Source organism: Sneathiella sp. D3-11 (assembly GCF_055809395.1).
This window is the reverse complement of record NZ_CM147911.1, coordinates 1,233,733-1,255,741: the sequence shown is the minus strand read 5'-3', so window position 1 is coordinate 1,255,741 and position 22,009 is coordinate 1,233,733. Positions and strand designations below refer to the sequence as shown.

Below are 22,009 nucleotides of genomic sequence, written 5' to 3'. Positions count from 1 at the left end.
CTGGGATGCACCAAGGACAAAAGCTCGTTCTCAGCCAATATGGTGAGGACAGAGAAGACGCGATAGAAAACGATCTGAAGCTCGAAACGTTCCCAAAACCTGAAGTCGGAAAACTTCAACCTCACGAAGTAATTATTGGCATTCATAGTGCGTCGGTTTCATTCGTCGATTTACTGATGTTGAGCGGGCAGTACCAAACAATGGTACCGTTGCCATGTGTTCCGGGGATGGAATATTCCGGGGTGGTGCTTGCAACTGGTCGCGATGTCGATGTGAATAAGCTCGCTGTCGGTGATAGGGTTTTGAGCGATTTTCTGGTGACAGGCCCTCGAAGCAAAGGCGCCTATCAGGCGGAAGGCGGATGGCAGTCTTATGCGATTGCGCCGGAACACGGCGTCCATAAGTTGCCGGACAATCTGTCATTTGATGAAGGGTGTAATTTACTGCTGAACTACGAAACACCCTATTACGCATTTATCAACCGTGCAAAGCTTCAAGCGGGGGAAACAGTTTTAATCACGGGAGCTTCCGGCGCCGCAGGGATGGCGGCAATACAAGTTGCAAAGCTGCTTGGCGCAAAGGTAATTGCGACCGGTCGATCCGATGAAAAGCTGGCACAGGTTAAAAAATTCGGGGCCGATCACGTTATTAATACTTCCCCCCGGCCCGGTGAAGCGGGCATCCCAAAGTTCCGAGAAGAAGTGAAGGCATTGACCGGAGGGCGTGGGGTTGAGGTTGTATTCGATACCGTCGGCGGTGATGTTTCAGAGGAGGCGATGCGATCGCTCGACTTTGGTGGCAGATTGGTAATCATCGGATGGGCCCAAAATACGAAAGTTGCAAAAGGGGGCGGAAAGCGCGGCTCTGACAATGCGGATCGGCTACCGACAAACATTATGCAGATGAAGGGTCTTTTTGTCATGGGATCGCCTATGGTAATTCATTCCGGGCGTGATCCCTCCATACGCGTCCCTCGTCTTGAAAGCATCTTTAAGGGGGCAAATGATGGTCTCCTGACGCCCTTTGTGTCGCATTGCTTTCCTATGGAAGACTATAAACGCGCGATGTATGCGAAGATCTCCGGCGAAGTCAACGGCGGCTGTGTATTAAATCCACGGACATTCTCATTATGATTTTGCGGGCTTTTAGCTGTAAATCATATGTCTAACCAGACGGTGATTAAAAGAAAGCGTTTCTTTTTGGCTAACTAGGAGCGGCGACTGAATGCAATGTTTGGATTTGTTCTCACGTCAATTAGGCAATATAAGCTTTAAGTACACTAGAGCAGAATCTGGAAAATGGTGCCCAGGGGCGGATTCGAACCACCGACGCGCGGATTTCCAGTCCGCGTGGATTTAGCTTTTTGAAAGATAGTTTGAACCGTAGTCCTTGCTATGAACTGAGAGTGAGGGCTATTTAATTCAGCAATTTTTGTAGCTGTTGTCGATGCAATAATTGGCTAACTTTTTAGCTTTTTCGATTGCTTCTTTTGTCATTTTGTTCTCAAGCCGTTGTTTTAATTTGTCTGCTCCGTAATGTCCTCGCCCGGAAGCGACTGAATACCACATTAGAGATCGTTCATAATCTTTCTCAACTGCCTGCCCATAATAATACATTCTGCCGAGGCTGAATTGAGCATCGATGTTTCCTTGACTTGCTGCGAGCCGATACCATTTCAACCCTTCTTCATAATTTGCCGTGACAAAACGATTGTTTACATACATATCACCAAGGATATTTTGTGCTAACGCGAACCCTTGCTCCGCTGCCATTGTGAACCATTTGCGTGCCGCTTGATAATCTAAGGGTACCCTCTGCCCACGAGAATAAATGAGCCCCAGACTATTTTGAGCGACGACATCACCGGAATTTGCTGTGGCCTCAATTTCCCGGATTGCAACAATGTCTGATTGTAGCACTCCTTGCCCTTCGTATTCAGCGTCTACTATGGCAACCGCTCTGTCGCATTTGTCTATATTCGGGGCTTTGTTTGGATCCAGATCCCTCTTATTGTCAGCATAGCCTATATTGAAAAACCGATCGGTTGCGTACCAGGTTTTAATAGCCTTGATTTTGTATGAAGGGTTGCCGCCAGCATAAAATTGCGAGCAGAGCTCACTATGGCTCGTATTCCACCCAACCATATAGGGGTTATGGCTTTTAAAGTTTGTTGAAGGCTCAATTGTTGTTGTGCAGGCTGCGAGAAAAAGAACCGGTACGACAAAAAAAGCATTTGAAGGAGTATCCTCAAAAAAGTCGTTTGCAAAATAGCAGAGCAACCTATGACGATATTCTCGCAATATATGAACAGGCAAAAAACAAACGAAACGGACTAGCATTGCAACCGTCGTAAAACGTCTCACTGTCATCTCAATTGTACTTGTACACAACTTGCATACCTCTTTCGCCAAATTTCATCCGTATATATGATTTCGACAGAATCCAGAATGTCATTACGACAGCCCATGATTGAACGGAAATGCTAAAGACGAATAGGCTAATACCAATAATGTTGGGTATCCATCCGTCCAGTAATAGGCTTTTCATGGCGGGGTTAATTGAGTAAGCGCCGACATATATTGCAACGCCGATTGAGCTAACTAAAACCGAACCTATTAAAAGACGGGTGAATACTTGGGGAAGTAGCTTCAGTTTATTGGTGAATTTCCCTTTCTCTCCTTCAATCTCTCCAGAAATAGCAGATGGGAGTGCCAACCCGAATAGGGAAAACTGAACTAGAAATAGAATACATTCTAGAAAATGCTCAACAAGTACGATAACAGCTACTAAAGCTACGCGGCTAAGGTCACCATGTAAATCTCGTAAGAAGTATGGAAGGGCTATAAAGAAAGCCAAGCGAGCCAAGTATAGTGGTAGGAAAAGCCCAGCAAATCGAAAATAGAATCGCGCAAAAGGAGCAGCATCGCTTGGATGCTCGTCTGCTTCGGGGCTTAATATACTTACACATGTGCTATAGGCTAAATAGGTCCATAAAGAAAAGTAAGCTACATCGACCCCAATATCATTGAATAAATCGCTCTCGTTCATAAATTTTAGCGAGAAGATTATTAGCGCACCGATGACATAGTATCGGTAGAACTTTCGAAATAATAAGAATGAGCTACGATACATTCAGGATTCTTTGCGCTCAGAGCCGGTTTCAAGATTTACCCGTTACCATAATCTACCTTATGGCGAAGAGTCAAAAAGGTATCTTCATGGCCTACGCCGCCAGCAGACTACTCTCCATCTTCGCGATCTGGGAAATATCTTCCTCTGTATTGTGAAACAGATGTCCATAGACATCAAAGGTCATGTTGATTGACGAATGACCGAGCAGCACCTGGATCTTCTTGGGCGTCCAACCTTGTTCAATGAATAAGGACGCAGCGGCATGTCGCAGAGAATGAAACCCAAACTTAGGTTTTCCATCAGTATCAACAATATCACAGGCAATCATGAGGGGCTTGAAGATCCGATGATAAATATTTGCATGCCCCTCAACATTGCCTGCGCCGTTGGGAAAGACAAGATTAAGCTCCCCTTTCGGACATCGTGCTTTCCAATCCTTCAACGTGCTGGCAACCAAAGGAGACATCGAAATAGTGCGACTACCCACACGGCTCTTGGGAACACCGATAACATTATGCCGATCCGCACGTTGCCTGATATGAATGGGACCCTCGGTGAAGTCTACTTGTGCCTAAAAAAGCCCTCTAAGCTCGCTGGAGCGCATTCCCGTGAGCAGGGCAGTGATGACACGCGGGGGTATGACGGGCAGGGGGCTTGGAGATTAGTTCTCTGATTTCATCCTTTGTAGGAATAATCCGTTCCTTCTCATTTCGACTATCGCGTGAGAGATTTCTTCAAGCAAATCATCAATGAAATCCTTTTCCTCTGACGCTGCCTGACATCGCCCAGCTTACTGGTTATACTATTTACAAAACAAGGGATAGGAGCGCATGGCGGTTTCACGATCTTTAATTGGATTGAAAGAAAACCTGACAAGCTTAGTCAGTGGTAAACTTTGGCTTCAAGTAATTGTTGCGATGATCCTAGGAATCGGCTTTGGTGTGCTGATTGGCCCGGCAACCGGGCTTTTCGATAAGAATATCGCTGAAATAATTGCAGGTTGGGTGGCTTTGCCTGGTAGGGTGTTTCTGCTTGCAATCCAGTTTATTATTATCCCTCTTATTGTTGCATCGGTAATTCGGGGAATTGCTGCCGGAGAGGCCACAGAAAACATTGGTCGACTGGGAATAGCCGCAATATTGTTCTTTGTTCTTACTACTATTGCCGCTGTTATAATCGGTATTGGGTTTGCTCTTATCATTGAGCCAGGGGCATATATAGACGGCACACATTTGAAGGCAATTATCCCTGACTCTCTGCCAGATGTTAGCGGAGCTGCCAAGATGGGTCTTCCCACTTTGAAGGAGCTTCCGGAACTGCTAACTGGACTGTTTCCGAAAGACCCATTAGCTACTTTTGTCAGTGGCAATATGCTTCAAACGGTCATCAGCGCCGTCATTATCGGCGTTGCACTCGTGGCTATGCCGTCGAGCCAACGCAAGCCAATACTCGACCTGCTTGGATCCATTCAGTCCGTCTGCATGGTTATTATCGGTTGGGTGCTTAAATTCGTTCCCTATGCAGTGTTTGGGCTGATAGCCAGCATAAGTGCGCGCGTTGGTATATCAACACTTATGGCAACAGCTGTGTATGTGGTAACTGTTCTGGTCGGTTTGCTTGCATTGCTCATAGTCTATTTGGTGATTTTATTAGTTGTTGGTCGTATGAATCCCCTTACTTTTCTAGCAAATTCCAAAGAAGTTGTGTTGTTGGCATTGTCTACGTCCAGTTCGGCTGCCGTCATGCCGCTTACGTTAAGTACAACAGAGGAAAAGCTAGGTGTCCGAACTGGAATTTCCCGCTTCGTAATCCCACTGGGAACAACAATCAACATGGGCGGCACAGCTCTATATCAAGGTGTTGCTACACTTTTCCTTGCGCAGGTGTTCGAAGTGGATATTGGCTTGTCCGGCATGGTCCTAGTTATCGTTATGGCAACGGGCGCATCGATTGGTTCACCAGGCACGCCCGGTGTTGGGATCGTTATTCTGGCAACAATTCTGGAAAGTGTCGGCATCCCTGCTGCAGGTATTGCATTAATTATTGGAGTTGATCGAATTATCGATATGTGCAGGACATCGGCCAATGTCATTGGTGATATGGTTGCAAGCGTGGTTCTTGATCGATTAATGCCCGATCCGGAAAAAGCTGGTAAATTCTCACCGTAAGCGTTGAGGTTCAGCCTTGATGTTTATATGGCCTCTTTGCAATGGAACGCGAGGTGCGCTGGAGTAAATAGTTTCCAAGGGCAGCAACGAGCCACCGACAGGCTGTTAGCGGCACTTAAGTCCAGTAACGGACAGGGCCAGTATCAATATGGAGAAACTGGGATTTAGGGTAATATCCCACGCCGCCGCCTTTGAGACTTTTTGCAGCTTTTTGAAGATACTTTAGATCGACGCCTCCAATGCGAAGATCAATCGCCATTCCCTTCATATGGTAACTTTTTTTAGCTACATTACTGCTGTTTTGGCGTAGTGCAGCGTTTGTTTTCGGCGACCTGTAGCCAGAGATAATCTGAGCGGATCTGGAAGCGTCAACTGAATGATGAAGCCGATGAATCAGCAGTAACAGTTTCGGGTCAATCTTGGCTACCTCGTCCGTGCGAAAATCCCGAAGAAGGTAATTTATTTCCCGCAAGCTCTCAGGAACGAATTTACCTTCAACCCAAAAAACAGACTGAAGACGTTCACCTGTGTGCAAGTTGCTCAAAGATAACTTCTTTTCATGCCCTGTGAATTGCGTTGCCGCTTGAGCAATTGAAGGAAGAAAAAATCCCGCTGATACAGCGGCTACTCCATTGCGTAAAAACAGGCGCCGTGCACGATGCCTGGATAAAGTCTCCGCCGTATTCTTCATAAACAACGATCCGTCATATTCTGATTATGCTGCTCTAATATACTAGGCTAATTGTGTTAATTTTTTGTCTTTATGGCAAATAATCATTCAGCGGTGCCAAGCTTCAAAACATATATCAAATCCGCATCCCGGCCATAAACATCCTTCCAAAGTTGCAGTTGGCCAGCCTCATCCACTGCTGCCGTGAAATAAGTGATATAAACAGGGATTGGGGCAGGTAATTTTATCACCTGCTTTTCGCCAGCCGCCATCGCCTCTTGTATGGATTTTACCGTCCATTTGGCCGAGGGTTCCATGAGGAAGTCAGCCAGGGTTAACGGGTCCGCTACGCGAATACACCCTGAAGAAATCGCACGACCTGTCTTGTTGAAAAGATTCTTATTTGGCGTATCGTGAAGATAGATGTCATAAGGATTGGTCAGTGTGAACCGGATCTGGCCAAGAGCATTGCTCGGTCCCGGGTTTTGGACAAATTTATAGTTTAGGCGCTCCGGCGATATTATCCGCCAATCGACTCCCTGAGGATCAATTTCTGGGGCATCTTTCTTCCACGACGTGAATACCCGAAAATCCGACGTGAGCAAATAATTCACGTCCGCTTTAATCTTTGGTAACAGGTCTTCGCGGGCAATTTTTACAGGCACCGTCCAGGTTGGGCGGAACTTGATGCTGGTGATTTTGTCATTCAGGATCGGTGTGCGGCGCTTCTGTTGCCCAACAATTACCCGCATGTGCAGTTTTTCGACACCATCGGAAACCGCGGTTAAGTCAAATCCCGGAACATTGACCATTACATAACGGGAGCCGAGGCTCTCAGGTAACTGGCGCAACCTTTCAAGATTGATGGTTATTTTCTGGATAATGCTTGCGGGTGAAACATTCAAAGCGGCATAAGTTTCCGGGCCAATAATGCCGTCCGGCGTTAGCCCATTGCGATTCTGGAACCGCTCGACGGCGACGAAAAGGGCATTATCGAAAACATCATTTGTCTCGTCGTTATCGGCGGGAAAATCCCCTAATATTTTTAACCGGGCCCTGACGTGAGGAACATTGGGGTCGGAGGATCCGAGTTCTAGCTTTTGATCTGTGTTCAAAAGGGGCCATTTCATATCAGCGATTTTACGGTATCGCTCCAGGTATTCCTTCAGGTTTTTGTATTTCAAGCTTTGTGGAGGTAGGCTTTCCAGCCATGCTTGAAAGTCGGCTGTTTGCAGTCCTGCCTTCAATAAAGCGGTGGCATTCGTCGGGTTTGGAATGTCAAAAAGCTCTGGATCCACATAACGTGCAGCCAGACGGCCATCACGTATGTCTGAAATGTAACGCAACAGACCCGTTGTGAAGCTGCGGTCATAGTTCTGTGGCGTCGTTTCTGGTGTCAGGTTTTCGTTTTTGTCATTATTCGAAGGGAGGTAGTCTGACGGTCTGAGCCCTTCCCGGTCTGCATGGCTTAAAAAGTCGACAATAATCTTTCCGCGTGCGGTCAAGCCTGTTGCTGGCGTCCACCAAATTGAATCTTCTCCTAAATCGGCGTAAATTTTATCAACTGACGCAGGTTCAAACCCGCCCCTAGCCTCATCGGCCATAGCTGGATTATAAAAGGCCCCGGGACATAGCCCCAGCATGACCATTAAAGCCACTGAAGTCAGCCCGCGAACCACCCTGTCGAAAATAAAATATTTACCGCGCATCACTTCCCCTAGGTCGCCTTATACATAATGTACAGTCCTGACATTGCCATAGGTCATTCAGCATGATCCGTATCTTAATCTTAAGCTTAAGCAGAGATAATTTTTATGCATGTTGTTTTGGATTTCTTGTACAACATCTCTTCATGCAGCATTTCGGGCCTCAGTTTCCAGTACCATCGGCGCTTCTTCTAAGGTGTGGCTAATGTCCATTCCACGGTCCTACGCAGGACTTTTCCCATAGCTATATCGAAGGCGAGAATGATCGCGTCCATGTTCGTGGCCGTGCTTAAAACAGCCGCTTCGAAGCTGTCTGATGCGACGATTTCCTGTCGGGAGGGGTCGAACAGTATCGCGTTCAAACGGACCCGAACCAATGGTTCCGCAGTGCCGTGAAAATATTCAGCCTGAAACTCCCGGAGTTCGCCTTTTAGTATGTAATTGGGCTGTAAACTAATTGCGTCTCGTCCGACCGTGGCGATGTGACCACTATTTGTAAAGCTTTCAATCAATAGCGTTTGGATCATTAGCGGGGTTCGCTCTGTCCAGCTTGCATCGGCAAAGTATTTCAACTCCGTTGGTTTAGGGTGCAACGCAATACGTTTACTGTTGAGCCCGCCCGTAGCAATCGGTTCTTCGATTACGAGTTTCCAGTTGACATGCGGCAGATTATTGGAAAACGTGCTTTTAGGGGTTAAGTTGTAAAGATTCACCACGCCTTTCTCTCCGGAAATCGAAATGGTTCCGCACCCGGCTAAAACAATTAGTAACGTCGCAACGATAATTGATATGGAGTATTTTGGTTTCATCATTTTGCCTTGAACTCTGCGTCCCGCTCGCCGAACAGAAACCCGGATGGATCGTTTTCAATACGGTCTGTAATGCGAGTCATTATCGCGACCAGTTTCCGGGATTCAGCAAGAAAATTCCTAAATTCTACAACAGCCGCCTTACCATCATTCTCGATCAGATTATCGACGTCAGTCAGAGTATCGTGAGCGACAGAAAGACTAGCTTCCAAATCTTGAACTAGTGGTTTCGTTTCGCTTGCAATCTGCCGAATTAGACGGGCAGATTCACCAACATCAGCACTAGTGCGATCCAATGAACTAATAATATTTTCGATCTTATCTGTGCGTGAGGAAATACTTTCCATGATCCGGGCTACATCCACGAGTATCTCCGTCGCAAGTCGCTGGTTCTCTGAATTCAGGAGATTGGACGCCCGGTCAGCCAACTCCTTGCTGCTGGCAATCAGATCGGGTGCTCCAAGAGCCAGTTTTTCAAGTTGCGACGGTTCGGAGGGGATAACAGGGTACTGCCTGTCTCTGTCCGCAGTCAAAATTTCGGCACCTATTTGTGCGCCATCGATGTTAATATAGGAAACGCCGGTTATTCCCTGTAACTCCAGCCGCGCGTGGTCACCCTTTCGGATGGGTACTGCGGCGTCTATTTCGACCAGCACCCTTATACGTTCGGGATTTTCAGGATCAATACTAATATGTTTTACCGAGCCGACGTTGATACCGCGATATCTTACGTCCGCGGCTGGCGATAGGCCGCTAACTGAGTTTTCAAAGTATATTTCGTAGAATGTCGTTTCCTGATCAAACTCCACCTTTGCAAGCCAAGCGACAAATGCGAACAAAGAGAGCATGCTGATCAGGACAAAGCTTCCAACAAGAATATGTTTTGCCTTGAGTTCCATCGTTCCCCCGTTTATGTCGATGCGTTATCGCCCTGGTTTTAATAACCCGGCGGACCGCGCCCGTGGTCCATGGAAATATTCCAAAACCCAAGGGTGGCGTTCGTTCAACATCTGTTGCATATCGCCGATCACGACCACCCGTTTATCCGCAAGAACAGCAATACGGTCGCAGATAGCATTCAAGCTGTCAAGGTCGTGAGTCACCATGAAGACAGTGAAATCAAGGGTCTTGCGTAACCTCCCAATCAAGGCATCGAAGCGTGCGGCTCCAATCGGATCAAGACCCGAGGTTGGTTCATCCAGAAACAATATTTCCGGATCAAGCGCCAAGGCACGTGCCAGGCCAGCGCGCTTGCGCATACCCCCTGATAATTCCGCAGGATAGAGTCTGCCGGCCTCCGGCGGCAGGCCAACCAATCCAATCTTGATCATTGCGATTTCATCCATCAATCGCTGGTTCAGATTCAGATGCTCTTTTAAAGGAACCTGGATATTCTGCGCCACAGTCAATGATGAAAATAATGCGCCGTCCTGAAATAATACGCCCCATCGCGCTTCGAGGGCGGAACGTTCTGGCGGCTCTAGGTCCAATACGCGCTGACCAAGGACCTCAATACATCCCGACCATGGCTTTTTCAGACCGATGATGCAGTGAAGCAAGACCGACTTTCCCGTACCGGACCCGCCGACGACACCAAGAACTTCTCCCTTGCGGACTTCCAAATTTAGGCCGTCATGGACTAAATGGTCCCCGAACCCCGTATGTAAATCCTCAACCTTGATAACTGCATCGCCCGTCATCCTTACACCCCGGCCAATTGGAAGAAAATGGAGAAAATGGCATCGGCCACGATAACAAGAAAAATGGATTCAACAACGGAACGGGAGGTCATATGACCAACGCTCTCTGCGCTTCCGCCAACCTGGAAGCCTTCATAACAACCAACCAAAGCAATTATCACAGCGAAGAAAGGCGCCTTGATAATACCGATCCAAAAACTCCACAAAGAAACTGCGTCACTAAGTCTTTCGATGAATTGATCTGGCCTTATGTCAAGAACGATCCAAGTCATCAGTCCGCCGCCAAGCAATCCAATCATGTCGGCGAAAAACGCTAATAGTGGCATGGCCAACACCAATGCCAACAATCTTGGGAGCACGAGTACTTCGATGGGATCCAGGCCAAGAGTGCGCATGGCGTCGATTTCTTCGTTCACCTTCATTGCGCCGATTTGCGCGGTGAAGGCGCTGGCCGACCGTCCTGCAATGACAATGGCAGCAAGCAAGATGCCTATCTCGCGCAGGATTGAGACAGCAATCAGATTGACCACGAACACTTCGGCCCCGAATTGCTTCATCTGGCTGGCGCCCTGATAAGCGATAACAACGCCGATGAGGAAGGAAATCAAGCCGACGATAGGAAGCGCATTTAGCCCAACCTTTTCCATGTGATGGATCATCGGAACGATGCGAAGGCGAGCCGGGTGCGACACGCTGCGTGATAGGGTCAGTATAACGAGACCAAAAAAACCGAGGAAATCGCGAGCCCGGGCCAAGGCATCCAGAGTCATTTCGCCGGTGTGCGCGACCCATTCTAACAGTTGGTTCGCATGCGGAAGGGGAGGAGGAGATTGATCATTGGCCGCAACTTCGTCCAAAAGAATACCGTATTCAGGCTTCATACCCTCGAGTATTACCTCTGCACCACCAGATTCTAGACTTTTACGCGTGCGATGGATTAGCCAGGCTCCAGCCGTGTCTAACCTCTCTAACCCTGAAAGATTGAAAATGAACTTGGTGCTGGCGCCGTCATGGATAACCATAAGCTCCTTGTCCAGCCGTTCGGCCTCGCTGATAGTCCAACAGCCCCCAAGTTCTATCATCCCACCATTATTGAACTTTACCCAAGCGGGATTACGCTGTGTTTGATGAGCCGTCGTGGTACTGGTGCTTTCCTCTGCCATCACCACTTTCCCCTCTGACAACGCTTTTGGGTCTAGATTTTAAAGTCCGTTTAATAACGGGCGAGGTACAAACTAACGATTTAGGCGGATTTTATCCAGTATTTCCGGCAATGGCCTCCAATTCACAGCCGGTCAGACCAGGTAGAATCAGATAAGGCTAGCCCATGAAGTAGAAGCCGAAAGACATCATCAGTCCGATGATAATGAACAGAGCGGCATAACTAACACTGGCCGCAGTATTGGCTTTCAGGTCCGACCGGCCGGCAGTGAACCACTTCCAGACATCCTTAGTGCCCACTTCGCCTACCAGAGCCATCTCTTTAAGTAGAAAGTGGACATTCTTAGGTCCGTGATGCGGTCGCTGATTTTTTTTCGGATCTTATGCCCGAAATGAAACGGGACGATTTTAGCGAGCATAGAAAAATTTGGCTCGAAGGAATTTAGTAAGTAGTTCTTGTTACTTAATCTCAATGGTTCGCCTGTGATCTCTTGGCGGTAGTTTCAGCGCTCTGTCTGTATATAAATCTGTATGTTTATCTAATTTCTGAATTAACTACCCTGCCTACTTTTGTCGGATCGAAAGCGGCAAATTTCAGCCAGAAGTTATCTTGCTTCTTGCCTTCAACTCGAATGCTGTCCTTCGGGAAATGACATCTATTCTGCTGTTGATCTTTGCGTTCAGCGAAAGTGTCCTGCCCGCAAAGTAGTCATTCTCGAGCCTCCAACTCCGGTTTACTGTTTTTGGAAAGACTAGCAGTTTGGATACCGGGTACGATGGCCATAGCATTTCTAATTGACATGAATAAAAGGCACTTTGGATTTTTTGAAATCATCCAACAGTTCTATTCTGTAAAAGATCGCCCAAATATTGTGCCAAGGAATGACCCTTGGGAAGGGTTGGTTAATTCAACTTTTGATCGAACCATTGATTATTGCCACTCAACATTTTTACAAAGTGCCGATAGTTCACATTCGGGCGCAGCGCGCTTTCATCGATACCGTTCACATTGTAACGATCTTCGAAAAAAGTCTCGAAGAGGAATAAAGATTCCTGTTTCGGTAGTTCGCCGAATGTTTCGGCAAGTCGGATATTATGGGTTCCAAGGCCGGGGAATGCCGCAACTTTGTCGGCTTGCTGCTAAGTCCAGACAGCGTATTCAGGGCCTCCACCCTCCTGAGATCTCATCCTTAAAGCCAAAACCAGTGATTTCTGATGATCATTCTTCGAGGCGAGATTTAGCATGGAACCGACATAATTTTGAACGCGAGCCACCTGAAATCAGTTGTTCTGGCCAGGGTTCTTCAAACGAACTTGTCATGAAGCCGTTTCCGAACAATCAAAGCCACTGCTAAAAATTAAGTAAAAAAATCTATAGTTGTGCGTGTGCGAGTATAAGTTTGCCACCACGAAATACGGCAAACTTATTGCCAAGTCATGCCGCTAAGTACGGCGAGAGGAGTTTCAAGGATGAACACAGATAGTAGCGATGAAATGAGTAGAAATTCCAATTGTGTAAAGGCTTGGTTGGCCAATTTTGAGCGAAGTCTTTTGGCATCGGACGGGGAGAATCTTAGAACTCTATTTTCTGAAAACAGCCATTGGAAGGACCTTTTGGCTTTCACCTGGAGCATCACACCGCATGACAGCCAATCGGCAATCATAGATAACTTAATCGCCCTTCAACCCGAAGTGCAGGCCAGTAACTTTTGCCTCGATGAAGACCGGACACCTCCGCGCCGCGTCAAAAGATTAGGCATAGATTCAATTGAAGCCATTTTTTCTTTCCAAACAAGAGCGGGGCGAGGGCATGGCCTCCTCCGACTGTTAGCCGAAAATCCCGAACAAGCTTGGGTTTTTACGACTTCGCTTGAGGAAATCAAAGGGCACGAGGAGCCCATTGGCGCGAGGCGTCCTGATGGATCGTCCTATTCGCGGATGTTTGGGGGGAGCAATTGGAGTGACAACCGCAAGCAAGAAATTACTTTCGAAGGGCGCGAACCTGAAGTGTTGATTATCGGTGGGGGACAGGCGGGTCTGAGCGTTGCCGCGCGCCTGCGGCTTCTTGGAGTAAGTGCGTTAGTAGTAGATCGCAATCCGCGAGTCGGAGATGTGTGGCGTAATCGCTATCGCTCGCTCGCACTGCACAACAAGATCGGCCTTAACCATATGGCATATCTTCCGTTTCCGCCGAATTGGCCTGAATTCCTGCCAAAGGACATGATCGCAAATTGGCTGGAAACATACTCCTGGGCCATGGAGTGTAATGTATGGACCGGCACCACGTTTCTAGGTGCAGAATACAACGAGAAGAGCTCCGAATGGAGCGCGCGAGTACGTACTGAAGATGGAAAAGAAAGGCTTTTGCGACCGCAGCACATCGTGTTTGCGAACGGCATTGCCGGCAGGCCTATAATCCCTGAGTTTAAAGGCCTTCAGGATTTTTCTGGGACTCTAATACATACCCATGAATTCGACGACGGTTCAGCTTGGGCGGGCAAAAAAGCGGTTGTCATTGGCACAGGAACTAGCGGTCACGACGTGGCGCAGGATCTGCAAAGCCACGGTGCCGATGTGAAGCTGGTCCAACGCGGATCAACTACGGTCGCCAGCATCAAGGCCGCCGGTTTAGTACACTCCGTTTATTACAATGAGAATCTGCCGCTGGAAGACGCCGATCTGGTCGGCACGTCTAGTACTTATCCGCTACTCATTCGCGGCCATCAGCTCTCAGCTGAGAAAATGAAGGAAATAGATGCAGACATGATCGCAGGGCTAAAGGCTCGCGGCTTTCGCATAGATTACGGTGAAGACGAAACGGGTCACCAGATGAAATTCCGCCGTCGACACGGTGGCTACTATCTCGATTGCGGATGCAGTAATCTGATTATTGAAGAAAAGATCGGTTTACTTCAATTTGAGGACGTGGATTGCTTTGTACCACAGGGTATACGTATGAAGGACGGCAGTCTGATAGAGGCGGATCTAATTGTTTCCGCGACGGGTTACCAGAACCAGCAGGAAGTCGTTCGCGAACTATTGGGTGACGGGGTCGCTGACAAAATTGGTCGCATTTGGGGCATTGCCGATGACGGAGAATTGGCGAATATGTACCGGGCAACTGCACAGCAGGGGTTGTGGTTTATTGGAGGCGGTTTCTCACATGCGCGCATATACTCACATTATATTGCCCTGCGGATTAAGGCTGATCAACTGGGCCTTGTAAATGACAGCAACGAGAAATCGTCGAGGTCGCAGAGCACACGCCATCAGTCAACACAGGGAGCAGCTTGAGCAATGTTACGATTAGATGGGAAAATAGCTTTCATAACCGGAGCTGGCTCTGTAGGCGAGGGCTGGGGAAATGGCAAGGCGACAGCAGTGCTCATGGCTCGTCAGGGGGCGCAAGTCTTTGGAGTTGATTTAGACAAAAAGGCTTTGGAGGAGACCGCGGAGCGCATGAGGGCAGAAGGCCTAGAAGATTCATGGGCATCCTTTACTTGTGACATGACTGACAATAAGCAAGTTAAGGCTGCATTTGAGTCGTGCTTGGCACGGTTTGGTCGCCTAGATATTCTCGTCAATAATGTTGGCGGCAGTGCGCCGGGCAATCCTGTTTCAATGAGTGAAGAAGTTTGGCATCGTCAGATCGATCTCAATCTCACCTCCTGTTTTCTCGCCTGCAAGCATGCGCTACCTACAATGGTTTCCCAGTTTGAGAATGAAGGCAAGGGCGGAGCAATTGTTAATTTGTCCAGCATTGGCTCAATGACTTATCAGGTTGGGGGGCGGGTAAGTGCGGCTTATGCAGCATCCAAGGCAGGGGTGGTCGCATTCGGCCGTTCGACCGCAATAGCTTATGTGAAGCAGGGGATACGGGTGAATACCGTCGTTCCAGGCGTCATGCATACGCCGCTCGTTGAAAACCGACTTGTCGCTCAACTCGGTGCCGGAGATGCTAAATTCCTGATTGCAGCGCGCAATGCCAGCGTTCCCATGGGTCGGATGGGGGATGCATGGGATGTCGCCAACGCCGTACTTTTCTTGGCTAGCGATGAGGCGCGCTACATTACCGCAACGGAGATCGTAGTCGATGGTGGTATGACCGCCGCAAGGCCGAGCCAATGAGCGTCAATGGTTCCGTTTACATAGGAGAAATATAATATGGCAAGAATTCAGCCATTGGCTCAAGATGAGTTAAGTGCCGAACAGCTTAACGCTTGCCGAGAAGTGCAATCGGGTCCACGCGGCAAGGTTCCCACACCGATGACCGCCTGGCTTCGGAATGCAGAGCTCGCTCGACGGGGCCAGAAGCTAGGCGAATTGCTGCGGTTCGACACTGGGCTCGACGCGGCACTCACTGAAATTGCGATACTGACCTGCGCCAGTGCACTGGACGTCTCATCATGAATGGACTGCTCACAAAAAACTTGCGCTCCAAGCAGGGGTGCCAAGCGGCGTGATTGCAGACATTGCTGCAGGCCGCCAGCCCAACTTTGGCGATGAGAAGCAAGAGATGATTCACAAACTCTCTGCTACAATCTTAAAAAAGGGCAAGCTCGCCCAGCCACTTTATGACGAAGGAATGGCAATGTTCGGTGAACGCTGTCTTGTAGAGCTTACTGCCATCCTAGGCTATTACTGTCTCGTCTCCCTGACGCTAAACGTATTCGAGCTGGGCTTGCCTGAGAATGTTGCATCTGAATTGAATGACACAGTTTCTGATCAGGAGGCACCATGAGGGCATGGAAAAGAAGCAACTTCACAAAAAAATGCTAGGGGATATTGAACATTTGGAAAATGACCAGCTTCTCGATCCGTCGCAGCCCATCGTTGACGCTCATCATCATTTGTATGACCGTAAAGACTTGCGCTACCTGTTACCAGAATTCCATACGGATCTGAAGACTGGCCACAATATAATAGCTACGGTATTCGTGCAGGCGAGAAGCATGTACCGCGAGACGGGTCCTGAGCATTTGCGATCAGTGGGTGAAACAGAGTTTGCCGTAGCCATCGCCGATCAATGTGCACGCGACACAGAGATAAAGACATCTGTTTGCGATGCCATAGTCGGCTACGCTGATTTGCAGCTCGGTAAGAGGGTCGCGGAGGTTCTCGAAGCCCATATCCAATCAGGTAAAGGGCGCTTTCGAGGTATCCGACATATCGTTGCGTGGGACGCCGACAAATCGCTACTTAATCCGGCTTATCCTACTTCACGCGATATGATGGATAGTGCAGAATTTCGGGCAGGATTTACCGAACTGGCGCGTGCGGGCTTAAGTTTTGATGCTTGGCTCTTCTTCCATCAACTTGATGATTTGGTGAAACTGGCGCGTGCCTTTCCGGATACCTCTATAATAGTCAACCACTGCGGGGGCATTCTCGGCATTGGCAAATACACTAATCGTCACCCTGAGGTATTCGCCCAATGGAAGAAAGCCATCGTTGAACTCTCTGGATGCGATAATGTTTCTATGAAGATTGGTGGTTTCGGGCTGGAGCTCACTGGGTTCAGCCGTCAACAAGATGGAAATGCTAGTGCACGAGAGTTGGCGCGCGGATGGAAGCCATGGGTTGAAACCTGTATTGAAGCATTTGGGACTTCGCGTTGCATGTTCGAAAGTAACTTTCCTGCAGATCGAGCTTGGATTAGCTATGATAAGGTCTGGAATTCCATGAAATGGCTCACAGCTGATGCCAGCGCGGACGAAAAAAACGATCTTTTCTGGCGTAGTGCGTCGTGTCTATACGGATTGCAGGTCGCAACCTAAACAGGCAATTAATGCTCCGCGAAAAATTGCCGGCCGTAAACCGGCAGGAATTACATAAAGTTACTGATGTCGAATTGTGTTGTAGGCTAGGTGGCGGACCGTATTATTCTGAAATTGTGTACTCGCTCCGACTACGAGTAATATGTTAAGATGGAAGGAAACAAGTTGACCATTAGCTCAGAATTGGCGCGTTTTTCACATGAAACGTCATTTTCCCAAGTGCCCCCGGATGTGCTTCAGAAAACCAAACTAATGGTACTTGATACGATCGGGGTTTGCCTTTCATCGAGCCAGTTCGAATTCGGTCGGGATACGATCAAACTTGCCAAGGAGTGGGAAATACAAGGCGGAGCTTCACTGATTGGATCGTCGCTTAAGGTTGCGCCGCACCACGCTGCGCTTGTCAACGGTATTCTCGGCCATGGACAAGACTATGACGACACGCACACGGAGTCCGTAGTTCATCCATCCAGTGCGCTTGTACCTGCCATGCTCGCGTGCGCAGAGCGTGATCAGATTGACGGCCAACGTGCACTGCTGGCATTAGTGATCGCTGTTGAAGTATCGATCCGTCTTGCAATGCCAGCGCTAAACAGATTTCATCTCAGAGGCTTCCACACAACTTCCGTCGCCTGTACGTTCGGCTCAGCCATCCTGTCGTCGCACACTAGGAACGCCAGTCTTGAGGCTTATGAAGAAGCGTTCGGCATATGCGGCAGTTTTGCCTCCGGTCTCCTTGAATGCGTTCCGGCACGGAGTTCTGCCAAGCGCCTACACGCCGGCTGGGCTGGCGTATGTGGCATAATGGCGAGCGATTTTGCTAAAATAGGGTTTACGGGTCCGACCAGCGTTATCGAGGGACACCTCGGTCTTTATAATTCAATTCTCAGGGGCGAGCAGTACGATCTGGCGAGTATCCTTGATGGTATTGGCCAACACTGGGAACTCTTAGATACGCGAGCAAAGCTTTACCCCTGCTGTCACTATCTGCAATCATTTATAGAGTGTGCCGCGGCTTTACGGCGCTCCGAAGACTTCAGCGTGGACAATATTGTTTCAATTGATTGCCAGGTGACGGAGGGCTCGGTGAATATGATCTGTAAGCCATGGGATCTTAAGACCGCACCTATCACTGGCTATGACGCGCGTTTCAGCCTGCCCTATGCCGTTTGCATTATGCTTTACAAAGGCAAGGCTGGCGCTGCGGAGTTTGATGCCAACGAGTGGACACATGAACCCATACGCGATCTCATGTCTAAAGTTTCGTATAAGGTGAATCCAGATTATTCGGTGAAAGACATGCCGGGTTCTGTGAAAATCACTATGTCGGATGGTCGTGTTTTGGCACATGAGCTCCCAAAAGTTCGCGGTGACCGCGACCAGCCATTTTCAGAAGATGAGATTATAGAGAAATTCCTCGGTTGCACTGAACATTTGGGTGAAAGCCAAGCCATGCGCTTAGTCGATGCAGTGCTGTCGATGGAAAAACTGGAGGATGTGGGTGTCCTTGTAAACGCCGGGGTTTCCTAAAACGTAATCCCTTTCAATACCGAGCTTTGAAGCAATGCCGATGTTGAGAAATCAACTAGTACTCGCTAACTGACGAATAAAGTTCATATTTGGCCCTGCGTATCATGCCGTTGCCATTAGACGCGATGACATTTGCTTGAATTTGAACTCCCCTGACTTCGCGGCTTCAAGCCAGGGCTGCTTACTCCAAACCATATAGTAAAGGGTCATCACCACTGCTCTTCATAAGAGGGGTAGCTAAGCGCGCGCTGATGCAGAAGGCTTCAATACTTATTGTGTCCCCTGAAAAGACGCCGTCACTCAAAAATGGACCAAAGCTCGATTAAATCTCGGGGCACTTCTAGTTGGAAATCAACACGCAGGCCGCCGTGAAACTACATAGTAATTGATGACCGAAAATGTACTTATGCGCCGCACGCAAAAGTTCTTGCCATTTGACATGCCTGCAGTAGCGAGCCGTCCGTGCTAATCTGAAGGAGTGCGTATTGGGTCGTGTTTCTAAAAACAATCAACCAATTTCATTCGTACCCAAACCAGAGAAAAGCGAGAACGCGATGCCTAAAGGTGAGACGTTAGATCTCAATAATGCTATTGGAGATCCCAATATAGTCAAAAAACTAAGGGAAAAAGCTCCCTCCAATCATGGAGCCGCTGAAGATTTTTGGCAAAGCGCAATGGACGCTCCGTTACTTTCGCACCGGTTGAAGGAGCTTGTGCTGCTCGGCGTTCATGCCTCCGCATCGTCAGTCAACGAAACAGCCATTAAGCGCCATATTCGTCGCGCCTGTTCAGCTGGTGCAAGCGAAGAAGATGTGATCGATGTGTTGATCTCTATCGTTGGGCAGGCCAATCATGCGCTCTATTTTTCGGGATCTATATTGGTCGACGAACTTCAAGCATATTCTGCGTCCGATGACGTTCTTCCCGATATGCGGGAAGATATGGCGGCGATTAAAAAGGATTTTGTAGAGAAGCGAGGATTCTGGCATTCGGATAGGGAAACCCTTGCCCGTTTAATGCCGGATTACTTTATGGCTCAGTCGACGCTTTCGGTTGCGCCATGGCAATCGGGAAGCTTAACGCCGCGTGAACGGGAACTAATCTTTATCGCCATAGATTCTTCAGCCTCCCACAACTACGAAGCTGGATTAAGGCTTCATATTCGAAACGCACTCAAAGCAGGAGCACATCGCGACGAGATCATCGAAGTCATGCATCTCGTCGCTCTAATGGGGCTCGAGGGTTATTTAATTGGAGGCACTGAGTTGCTCGGTAAGGGCGACGACTGAGTGTCTTCTATTTGATATTTTGGACAAAGAGAGGGGCGAAATGGGAAACGGACTAGCAGTTGTTTTTGGGGGTGCAAATGGCATCGGAGCCGCGGCCGGCCGATTGATGGCAAAGCGCGGGTGGGATGTCGCTATTGTCGACATTGTGGAGGATCGCACGAAGGTCGTAGCAGAGGAAGTCGGAGGCAAGGGATATGTCTGTGATATCGGTGATCTCCAGGCTATAGAGGCTACAGCAGAGGCAATCACGCGTGCACAAGGGCCTGCTTCTGTACTTGTCAATTGTGCAGCCATTTTGCAGGAACAGAAAACGCTCGACGACTTTCCGCAAGAACTCTTCCAGAGGATATTACAAGTCAACATTCAGGGTACTTTTAACACTTGCCGCGTATTTGGGAGTGCCATGGCGCAGCAAGGTAAAGGCAGCATCGTCAACATCGCGTCGATCACAGCTCATGTTTCGTCGCCTTTATTCGCTTATGGCCCGAGCAAGGCTGCGCTTGTTAACCTATCGAAATCTTTTGCAGCGCAATGGGGTCGGTCAGGGGTGAGGGTTAATACGATCTCTCCTGGCATGGTGCTGGTGGACCGAGTCAAAGCGCGCCCGCCGGGACGCTATGCGACCAATCCAGACGATTTCATGGCACTTGGGCGACGGATTGAGCCAGAGGAAATTGCCGAAAGCATCGAGTTTCTGGCGTCTGATCGTGCGTCGGCAATTACCGGGATTGATCTTGTGGTCGATGCAGGGTTTTTTGTGTCAAACCCTTGGGGAATGTATGGCGGGATTCCGAAATCGCAATCATAAGTCGAAAGTTGCGGGCCGGAGACATTTTGATCTAACGAGGTGCCAATCACTCTTAGAACATCCGTTCCTTAGAACCTTACCAGATGGCCTTTCTGCTAATCGAGAGCACGAATGCCATATTTAAACAGGAGTATTAAAAAATGCCAGATAACGTACTAAAAAAGCCTATGTACCGAATGCCCGTTTCCTTTGGACCAACGCCCGGACCAAGACAAGGACCGGATGGGAAGCCCTTTGCCAATCTTTCGGAGTCAAGGAGGCGCACAATCGAGGTAACTTTTCGTTCAGATGCGAAGCAGTTAGAATCATTGTTACCGCCTGGGTTCGTTCTAGACGGAGAGTCATTGGTAACACTCGAATACCAATACCTAACCAATCTTGCCTGGCTAGCAGGGAGGGGGTATAATATCTTGTCAGTCAAGATCCCAACGGTGTTTCAAGGAAAGACTAAGAAAGTACGCGGCCCCTTTTTGGCCGTCCTTTGGGAAAACTCTCCAGACGCAATCCTCTCGGGAAGAGAAGAACTGGGCTTTAGCAAGCTTTATTGCGAACTACCACCCGTACGAAGATTTGAGGGACAAGAACATTACGTTGCGTCTTGGGAGGGGCACGAGTTTTTCCACATGAACGTCAAGCCAATTGAAGAGATGGACACCTCTACGCTCAGCGCTCCGAAAGCGGATGGTGTTTTGCATTACAAGTACATGCCTCGCACCGGCGAATGGGGAACAGAAGAGATTGCATATGCCGCAATTACTCCCGTCACAACCGGCCACGTACAGGTAAAGAAGAAATGGCGGTGTGATGGAGCCGCATCATTTAGTAAAGCGAGCTGGGAACAGCTTCCGACATTACATCACATCGTTAACAAACTTGCTGACTTAAAGAATTTTGGCGTTGTTTCATCAACGATTACAGAAACTGCCGGGACTACAGATCTCTCTGAACAAAAGATCGTTGACTAGCAACTGTCTTCATCAGCGGGCAGGTGATGCTCACATTCGTCTTGATGTACAAAGCGGGTTTACAATCGTCGCAAGTTTTTGGGTCGCGGCGACAACGATGGCTTTGTATGCCTTGCCAGCGTAAGGTAAACGGTCAGTGACGTATTTGAAACATCACCTGCCATATCGCAGCCTTTCGATCAGAGGAAATGGGTATATTGATAACCTTGATTAAACGGCCGCGGGTATACAGGCAAGATGCTGGCTGTTCCTGTATAAACAAGAGGACAGGGCCCATGGTCCTGAGCTTGTGTC

The 22,009-nt window shown here is 48.6% G+C and carries 21 protein-coding genes and 1 tRNA gene; 11 read left to right on the top strand and 11 right to left on the bottom strand.

Translation table 11 applies throughout. The features are described from left to right. The first annotated feature begins 5 nt into the window (after positions 1-5). Positions 6-1,133, top strand: a complete 1,128-nt coding sequence (locus AC0L73_RS06550) for an NADPH:quinone oxidoreductase family protein (protein ID WP_473655164.1) — start codon at positions 6-8, stop codon at positions 1,131-1,133. 166 nt (positions 1,134-1,299) lie between these two features. Here the strand turns inward: AC0L73_RS06550 and AC0L73_RS06545 are convergent. From AC0L73_RS06545 to AC0L73_RS06530, 4 genes are all read right to left on the bottom strand, one after another. After that, a tRNA-Ser gene (locus AC0L73_RS06545) sits at positions 1,300-1,390 on the bottom strand. Between the two features lie 31 nt (positions 1,391-1,421). Then, positions 1,422-2,363 (bottom strand): tetratricopeptide repeat protein, encoded by a 942-nt coding sequence (locus AC0L73_RS06540; protein WP_473655163.1) that lies wholly within the window; start codon positions 2,361-2,363, stop codon positions 1,422-1,424. Between the two features lie 7 nt (positions 2,364-2,370). Further along, positions 2,371-3,132, bottom strand: a complete 762-nt coding sequence (locus AC0L73_RS06535; protein ID WP_473655162.1) for a hypothetical protein — start codon at positions 3,130-3,132, stop codon at positions 2,371-2,373. A 91-nt stretch (positions 3,133-3,223) separates the two neighbouring features. Further along, entirely contained in the window at positions 3,224-3,598 is a 375-nt protein-coding gene (locus tag AC0L73_RS06530; protein WP_473655161.1) for a tyrosine-type recombinase/integrase, read from the bottom strand. 364 nt (positions 3,599-3,962) lie between these two features. On the opposite strand from AC0L73_RS06530, the gene AC0L73_RS06525 reads away from it, so the two are divergent. Then, on the top strand, positions 3,963-5,300 hold the full coding sequence (locus AC0L73_RS06525; RefSeq protein ID WP_227949120.1) for a dicarboxylate/amino acid:cation symporter: 1,338 nt from the start codon (positions 3,963-3,965) through the stop codon (positions 5,298-5,300). A 115-nt stretch (positions 5,301-5,415) separates the two neighbouring features. On the opposite strand, the gene mepK is transcribed toward AC0L73_RS06525, so the two are convergent. The 7 genes from mepK to AC0L73_RS06490 all read right to left on the bottom strand — a co-directional run bounded on the left by mepK (position 5,416) and on the right by AC0L73_RS06490 (position 11,646). Beyond that, positions 5,416-5,991 carry a peptidoglycan L,D-endopeptidase MepK gene (gene mepK / locus AC0L73_RS06520; RefSeq protein ID WP_473655160.1) on the bottom strand — a complete coding sequence of 192 codons (576 nt, stop codon included), beginning with the start codon at positions 5,989-5,991 and terminating at the stop codon, positions 5,416-5,418. An 83-nt stretch (positions 5,992-6,074) separates the two neighbouring features. Then, complete coding sequence (locus AC0L73_RS06515) at positions 6,075-7,679, bottom strand: L,D-transpeptidase family protein (protein WP_473655159.1); 1,605 nt, start codon at positions 7,677-7,679, stop codon at positions 6,075-6,077. A gap of 188 nt (positions 7,680-7,867) precedes the next feature. Next, a complete protein-coding gene (locus AC0L73_RS06510) occupies positions 7,868-8,488 on the bottom strand; it encodes an ABC-type transport auxiliary lipoprotein family protein (protein WP_227949127.1) in 621 nt (206 codons plus the stop codon). Then, entirely contained in the window at positions 8,485-9,384 is a 900-nt protein-coding gene (locus AC0L73_RS06505; protein WP_227949130.1) for an MlaD family protein, read from the bottom strand. The genes AC0L73_RS06510 and AC0L73_RS06505 overlap by 4 nt, the downstream gene beginning before the upstream one ends. 24 nt (positions 9,385-9,408) lie before the next feature. Then, positions 9,409-10,185: an ABC transporter ATP-binding protein gene (locus AC0L73_RS06500; protein ID WP_227949132.1), complete on the bottom strand. Its 777-nt coding sequence runs from the start codon at positions 10,183-10,185 to the stop codon at positions 9,409-9,411. Positions 10,186-10,187: 2 nt separating this feature from the next. Then, complete coding sequence (locus tag AC0L73_RS06495; RefSeq protein ID WP_227949134.1) at positions 10,188-11,348, bottom strand: ABC transporter permease; 1,161 nt, start codon at positions 11,346-11,348, stop codon at positions 10,188-10,190. A gap of 157 nt (positions 11,349-11,505) precedes the next feature. Continuing rightward, positions 11,506-11,646, bottom strand: coding sequence for a hypothetical protein (locus AC0L73_RS06490; RefSeq protein ID WP_227949136.1), 141 nt, complete (start codon positions 11,644-11,646; stop codon positions 11,506-11,508). A gap of 1,170 nt (positions 11,647-12,816) precedes the next feature. Here AC0L73_RS06490 and AC0L73_RS06485 point away from each other — a divergent pair. The 9 genes from AC0L73_RS06485 to AC0L73_RS06445 all read left to right on the top strand — a co-directional run bounded on the left by AC0L73_RS06485 (position 12,817) and on the right by AC0L73_RS06445 (position 21,715). Next, entirely contained in the window at positions 12,817-14,640 is a 1,824-nt protein-coding gene (locus AC0L73_RS06485; RefSeq protein ID WP_227949138.1) for a flavin-containing monooxygenase, read from the top strand. Between the two features lie 3 nt (positions 14,641-14,643). Next, positions 14,644-15,474 (top strand): SDR family NAD(P)-dependent oxidoreductase, encoded by an 831-nt coding sequence (locus AC0L73_RS06480; RefSeq protein ID WP_227949141.1) that lies wholly within the window; start codon positions 14,644-14,646, stop codon positions 15,472-15,474. A gap of 36 nt (positions 15,475-15,510) precedes the next feature. After that, positions 15,511-15,756, top strand: coding sequence for a hypothetical protein (locus AC0L73_RS06475; RefSeq protein WP_473655158.1), 246 nt, complete (start codon positions 15,511-15,513; stop codon positions 15,754-15,756). 49 nt (positions 15,757-15,805) lie between these two features. Further along, a complete protein-coding gene (locus AC0L73_RS06470; RefSeq protein ID WP_473655157.1) occupies positions 15,806-16,087 on the top strand; it encodes a hypothetical protein in 282 nt (93 codons plus the stop codon). A gap of 4 nt (positions 16,088-16,091) precedes the next feature. Next, positions 16,092-17,123, top strand: a complete 1,032-nt coding sequence (locus AC0L73_RS06465) for an amidohydrolase family protein (RefSeq protein ID WP_227949145.1) — start codon at positions 16,092-16,094, stop codon at positions 17,121-17,123. 165 nt (positions 17,124-17,288) lie between these two features. Next, positions 17,289-18,653, top strand: coding sequence for an MmgE/PrpD family protein (locus AC0L73_RS06460; RefSeq protein WP_227949147.1), 1,365 nt, complete (start codon positions 17,289-17,291; stop codon positions 18,651-18,653). Positions 18,654-19,138: 485 nt separating this feature from the next. Next, positions 19,139-19,942, top strand: coding sequence for a carboxymuconolactone decarboxylase family protein (locus tag AC0L73_RS06455; protein WP_227949149.1), 804 nt, complete (start codon positions 19,139-19,141; stop codon positions 19,940-19,942). Between the two features lie 40 nt (positions 19,943-19,982). Continuing rightward, a complete protein-coding gene (locus AC0L73_RS06450; protein WP_473655156.1) occupies positions 19,983-20,750 on the top strand; it encodes an SDR family NAD(P)-dependent oxidoreductase in 768 nt (255 codons plus the stop codon). A 140-nt stretch (positions 20,751-20,890) separates the two neighbouring features. After that, positions 20,891-21,715 carry an acetoacetate decarboxylase family protein gene (locus AC0L73_RS06445; RefSeq protein WP_473655155.1) on the top strand — a complete coding sequence of 275 codons (825 nt, stop codon included), beginning with the start codon at positions 20,891-20,893 and terminating at the stop codon, positions 21,713-21,715. Positions 21,716-22,009: the final 294 nt, after the last annotated feature.